This is a genomic window from Flavobacterium sp. (genome assembly GCF_039932285.1).
In the GTDB taxonomy this organism is placed as follows: domain Bacteria; phylum Bacteroidota; class Bacteroidia; order Flavobacteriales; family Flavobacteriaceae; genus Flavobacterium.
In genome coordinates, this window is sequence record NZ_JBDTQE010000107.1 from 1 (window position 1) to 6,200 (window position 6,200).

Sequence of the window (6,200 nt, forward strand, 5' to 3'; positions counted from 1 at the left end):
TTGTCATTTATTTGGATTTTTTTGAAGCTGACCGCTAACGTCTTGGCGCTTGGCGTGGTTGGGGACTTTTGAAACCGAGTATTTTCGGCTTAACGTAAAGGTAATAAAAAAACGCTAATTCCACTAAATCCCCAATCACGCCAAACGGCTGTTGGGGGATGTGATTTTATTTAGTTTTGAAGTTCATCAAATAAACTTTTGTAATTTTTCAGTTTTTCAGAATTATCATTTTCCGTGCTAAAATACTCACTATATTGTTTTTCAATATTTTCGGCATAATAAACGCAATTTACTTCTAGTTCATTAATTCTTTTTCTGATGTAAGAGGATAAGTTTACCAAAACTCTACTTCCAAAATTGTCATAGCCGTAAGCTTGTCTTATATCCATTGCATTTTCTAAAAATGGTAGCAAGTAAAGATTTGAGATAGTTCTTAAATCCGTAGGTTCATTTTTTTCAACGCATTCTTCCAAATATTTGTAATATTCAGGAGTAAACTCATTCACTAAATTCGACCAAGGATGGTCTAAATAACCTTCTCCTATATTGATTTTATATTCATCAACTAAATTTGCACCAAGATTTAGAAATTGCATTAAGTCGTTACTTATTTTTCTCTGCTCTTCAACCTTAAAATTTATTTGTGATTGATATTTTTCTTTGAGTTCTAATATAGCGTCTGAATAAAAATCAAAAATACTATATATGTTTAAAAACATTTTCTCCCAATCATCATTGTTTTTAAAGTTATAGTTAATAGCTTTATAAATAGAAGTTGAATCCAAATCAATAACTCTTGAGAAATTTTTATTAGTTGTGAAATACATTTGATTCATTTGTGAAGGAAATTCTTTTTCTTTTTCAAAGAACTGTTTCATCTGTATTCCTTGTAACTCAATGTTGTCAATTGCAGATGTAAAAAAACTACTTAAAAGTTTTAGCCTATTTAAAAGTTCTATTTTTTCATCTGTTAATTTTTCTTCTTTTTCATTTCTAATTTGTTCCTGTTGTTGTATTAAACTTACTAAAACAAATAAGATTGATAAAAATGATAATATTCCTCCAATTAACGAACCGTAAGATGAAATGATTTCATTTTTATTATTAAAATCTAGCCCAAGAAATTTCCAATTTTCTGTCTCGTTAGCTAAATTAATTGTTATTAATATCAGAAAAATAAACACTATAAAAATTAGTGCAATTAAAAAACGTTTTAAAAATTTGCTTTTATTCATATGTGTTTTTTTACGTTCTGCGCGCTCATATCCCCCAACGTTTCGCCGCTTCAAGATGCTGGCGGAGTTGATAGCAGAGTAGTTTTGGCTGAACGTAAACGTGAACAAAAATACATAATTCCACTAAATCCGCCAGTATATTGAAACGGCTGTTGGGGGATCGGCTTTATTTTTTTAATTGGTTTGCTTTTCTCAACGCTTTCACTACTTCTGAATCCATTTCAATGTTTTCGGTTTCGTCATTATCATCGAACTCAACTTTTTTTGGTTTTGAATTATTGTTTTTAAGTTCTCTCAATATTTCTTTTTGGTAAAAAATTACGTCGTCAATTCTTAACATCCAAGCACCAAATGCTCTCATTAAAAACACAAATGCAACAATAATTACAAGTCCAATAATAACTTCCATTCTTTTTATTTTTAAAGGTTAGTTTTCCACCTTATCAAGTGAAAATATTTTAAATTATTTAATATGTTTAATCCTGAAAATCAAAATTTAATAAAAATCAGCAACGCTTCTCGGTTATTTTGTGCTTGGATAGGGGCGTTGGTTATATTATCTCTTGCATTTTGTCCGAAAGAACTTTTAGAAATACTCCAATGGATATGCAAAAAATAATGAACCACCAATATAATTTCACAAGGCTTATGAGTTTTATTTGTTCTTCTAAATTTCTAATTCTATCTGTTTGTTTGCGGATTGTTATTTGGTATTCAAGGCTTTCTTTTTGTAAAGTTTTAAGTTCAATTTCTAAAGTATCTTTTAGTTCGGCTTTTTTTAGTTCGGCTTCTTTGCTTTTACCATCAAGTTCTAACTTTTTTAACCAACCACCGTGTTTAAATATTTCACGTCCAAGCTCTGTTAAATCACATCTAAAACGTTGCGCAGGTTCAAAATTAATTAATCCACGTTCTTGCATTATATCTGCGAATTTTTCAGAGTTATTTAATTCAAAACCTTTATCATCTCTAAAGTCCATTCTCCACAAAGATTTTGTAGAAGATTGGTTTAGCAGTTTTAAATTGATTTCGATTAATTCGTTAATATTATCAAACATATTTTCGGTATTTCTGTTTCTCAAGCTGTCCCCCAACTTAAAAATATACGCAACTCAAAAAAGATACGCATACTTAAAAATCTTATTATCAGTATTTTAATTTAGAAAACACAAAAATACGCAATGCGTATTTTTGTGTTTTCTAAATTAAAATACTTACTCTAACAAATCTAATCATTTTTATCACAAAGTATCTAATGGGCTTATAATTTTTCGAATATTTTTGTCACTTACTTGAGTGTAAATTAAGGTTGTTCTAATATCATTATGACCTAAAAGTTCTTGAATAAATCTTATATCTGTTCCTTGTTCTAATAAATGCGTAGCAAAGCTATGTCTCAAACTGTGTATTCCTAATATTTTATTTATTTTTGCTTTTTGCTGTGAATTTCTAAAAACCTGCTGCACACTGCGACTACTATATTTTCCGCCAAATTGACCTTCAAATAAGTAGACACTTGGCCTGTACTCAATAAAATATAGCCTAAGTTGTTGTAATATACTTACAGGAAGATTTGCATAACGATCTTTTTTACCCTTAGCTCGTTCTATAAAGACCTGCATAACTTTGCTATCTATATCAACGATTTTTAGATTTATAATTTCAGATACTCGTAATCCCAATCCGTAACAAAGTTTAAGCATCGTATTATGTTTCAAATTAGGAGTAGACTCAAATATTTTTTTTATATCACTGGTAGCGATTACTCTAGGTAGCTTATTAGGCTTTTTAGGTCGTGGAATTTCAATTAAAAAGCGTTCTCTTTTTAATACTTGTTCATAATAAAATTTTATAGCATTAATTCTACTATGAATAGTAGCCTCAGATAATTTCATTTCATTTATAGAATATAAAATATAATCTCTAATTTTTTCTACACTACATTCGTTTACTGGTATTTCATTTAGATAATACAAAAATGAACCAAACTCATTTCGATAAGTTTTTAATGTTAAAGGACTATAGCATTTTAATTGTATTTCTTGTATAAAACGATTCAAAATTTCTTGATTTTGAATCGTAATATGTGATAAAACAGACTTTCCTATTATCGCCGAAATCTTAAATTGAATTCGATAAGCTTCCGTATCTGGTAAATGCCAAAGTTGTAAAGATTGACTCCATTTACTACCCTCAAGTTGCTTTATTCTATTAATTAAAGTTGCTTCTTTTTCGAACAAAACTGCAATTCGATTCTGGTTTTTGTGCTTAATTATTTTTGCTTCCCATTTCATAAAATCTTGTTTAACTAAATTTTAATACCATTTCTTCTTTTTAAAATAATAAATCATACCTAACAGTAAAATAAACATCAATCCTAAAATAACAAAATAACCATATTTCCAATGTAATTCCGGCATGTTTTCAAAATTCATTCCGTAAACTCCAACTACAAATGTGAGTGGCATAAAGAAAACAGAAACAACAGTTAGGGTTTTCATAATCTCATTCATCTTATGACTTTGTGCCGAAAAATAGAAATTCGAAGCACTATCTAACGTAGTAATATCATATTCTATTTGCTCTAAAAGTTCTAAACATTTTTGATGCAAACGGTCAAAAAAGCTATAATTTTCTTTTTCAATAGCATTAAAAACATTATCGTCTTTCATACTTTTTATAGAGTATAAAGAATCTCGCAAAGGAATTATCGATCTCTTCAAAAAATTAAAATTATCTCGATGTTTTTCTATTTGTTCTAAAATTTCTGGTTTAGTACTCGTTTTAGATAAATTAATTAGTACTTCTACCCTATCTTCTTCGTTTTCTATAGTAACATAGAAATTTTCCATAATGGCATCTAGCAACAAATACAGCAAATAATCTGCTCTTTTCTCTCTTACAATTCCTGAATGAGTTCGTATTCTTTGTCTAATATGAGCAAAAAAATCACTCTTTTTTTCCTGAAAAGAAGATAAAATTCCGTTTTTAAGCAAAAAACTTATTTGCTCAACATTTATATTATCTGTATTTCCTATTGGCAATAATGATTTGACATTAAAGAATAAAACATCATGAGATTCGTCTAGTTTGGTTCGTTTTGTAGTGTTTAAAATATCCCCCAACATAAAATTATCAACCATCAGGAAATCACCAACATCTTTTATAACCGAGATTTCATTTAACCCATGAATATTTAACCAATTTACTTTATTAAAATCGATTATAGAAAGTAAATCTTGGCATTTATGATCTGCGCATTCTGTCAAATTTTCACTGTCATATACAAATAATTGCATTTCGGTAGCAACCTTTTTATGAGATCCTGTATATTCTAAAAATGTAGGAACGACTTTTTTCCCTTTTTTGTATTTTATTTTTCGCACCTTATAATAATTTGATATAAAGATAGCCGTTTTTAAAAATCAAAGATTATTTTTACAAAAATTATTTTCTAATGAAGACATTAATCATCAATATAAAAGAGTTACTTCAAGTTCGAGAGAATCATATCGATAAAGTTTCTGGTACCGAAATGGGAATTTTACCCAAAATTGACAATGCTTTTTTATTAATAGAGAACAATCTAATTGCAGATTTTGGTTCGATGTCAAATTGTCCCAATATTGAAGCTGACCAAACTATTGATGCAACAGGAAAAATAGTTTTACCTACTTGGTGCGATAGCCATACACATATTGTATATGCAGGAAATCGAATTCAAGAATTTGTAGATCGAATAAATGGTTTGAGTTATGAAGAAATTGCCAATCGTGGTGGTGGAATCTTAAATTCTGCTAAAAAACTAAACGAAACTTCTGAAGAAGAAATTTACAATCAATCAAAAATTCGTTTAGAAGAAATCATGCAGCAAGGAACTGGAGCGGTCGAAATAAAATCTGGTTACGGACTTACGGTTGATGGTGAACTAAAAATGCTTCGAGTAATCAAAAAATTAGCCGCAAATTATCCTATAAAAATAAAAGCTACTTTTCTTGGCGCACACGCATTTCCTAGCGAATACAAAGAAAATCATTCGGCATATATCGATTTGATTATTAATGAAATGTTGCCGAAAATTGCAGCAGAAAAATTAGCAGATTATATTGATACTTTCTTAGAAACTGGTTATTTTTCGGTACAAGAAACCGAAAGAATTATGGAAGCAGGAAAAAAATATGGATTGATTCCTAAAATTCATGTCAATCAGTTTACAGCCATCAACGGAATTAAAGCTTGTGTAAAATATGACGCACTTTCTGTCGATCATCTAGAGATTGTAACCGATGAAGATATTGAAGACCTAAAAGGAAGCAAAACTATGCCAGTTGCATTACCTAGTTGTTCCTATTTTATTAGTATTCCCTATACACCCGCACGAAAAATGATTGATGCAGGTTTACCGCTTGCACTCGCCACCGATTATAATCCAGGAACTACACCATCAGGAAACATGAACTTTGTAGTGGCAACTGCCTGTATAAAAATGAAAATGACTCCTGAAGAAGCTATAAATGCAGCAACAATAAATGGCGCTTATGCTATGGGAATTTTCCAAACTCACGGAAGTATTACAAAAGGAAAAAATGCCAATATTATAATTACAAAACCACTAACCACCTATTACGAAATGGCTTATTCGTTTACTAGCAATCTTATAGAAAAGATTTTTATCGAAGGAAAAGTTATTTAATCAATCTATTTTGGGCGTGTCCCTTCGTAAAAACTTCGGGTCGCGCTATCCGCTACAATCTTTTCATTTTCAAAGGAAAAAAGAAAAGGATTTGCGCTTTTATCCCTCACGCGAAGAAACATAGCTATCAATAAAAAATGCTTTAGTTGCGGAACTAAAACATTTTTTATCAAACAAACTAAAAAATAAACGGTTTTTATTTTTTAACGAATATATTTATTTATGAAATCACAAAATATTTCAAACAAAAAACCCTATCCGATTTGGATAGG

6 protein-coding genes are annotated in these 6,200 nt (G+C 29.6%); 1 reads left to right on the forward strand and 5 read right to left on the reverse strand.

Annotated elements, in window-relative coordinates; translation table 11 throughout:
• Positions 1–170: 170 nt before the first annotated feature.
• The 5 genes from ABI549_RS13160 to corA form a co-directional block, all read right to left on the reverse strand.
• Positions 171–1,235 carry a hypothetical protein gene (locus ABI549_RS13160; protein WP_348076921.1) on the reverse strand — a complete coding sequence of 355 codons (1,065 nt, stop codon included), beginning with the start codon at positions 1,233–1,235 and terminating at the stop codon, positions 171–173.
• Between the two features lie 166 nt (positions 1,236–1,401).
• Positions 1,402–1,644 (reverse strand): hypothetical protein, encoded by a 243-nt coding sequence (locus ABI549_RS13165; protein WP_348076922.1) that lies wholly within the window; start codon positions 1,642–1,644, stop codon positions 1,402–1,404.
• A 142-nt stretch (positions 1,645–1,786) separates the two neighbouring features.
• Positions 1,787–2,293: a hypothetical protein gene (locus ABI549_RS13170; RefSeq protein WP_348076923.1), complete on the reverse strand. Its 507-nt coding sequence runs from the start codon at positions 2,291–2,293 to the stop codon at positions 1,787–1,789.
• Positions 2,294–2,476: 183 nt separating this feature from the next.
• The gene (locus tag ABI549_RS13175; protein ID WP_348076924.1) at positions 2,477–3,529 is read right to left on the reverse strand and encodes a site-specific integrase; all 1,053 of its coding nucleotides are present in this window, start codon (positions 3,527–3,529) and stop codon (positions 2,477–2,479) included.
• 21 nt (positions 3,530–3,550) lie between these two features.
• Positions 3,551–4,621: a magnesium/cobalt transporter CorA gene (gene corA, locus ABI549_RS13180; RefSeq protein ID WP_348076925.1), complete on the reverse strand. Its 1,071-nt coding sequence runs from the start codon at positions 4,619–4,621 to the stop codon at positions 3,551–3,553.
• A gap of 71 nt (positions 4,622–4,692) precedes the next feature.
• Between corA and hutI the strand changes: the two genes are divergently transcribed.
• Positions 4,693–5,928, forward strand: coding sequence for an imidazolonepropionase (gene hutI, locus ABI549_RS13185; protein WP_348076926.1), 1,236 nt, complete (start codon positions 4,693–4,695; stop codon positions 5,926–5,928).
• The last annotated feature ends 272 nt before the right edge of the window (positions 5,929–6,200 follow it).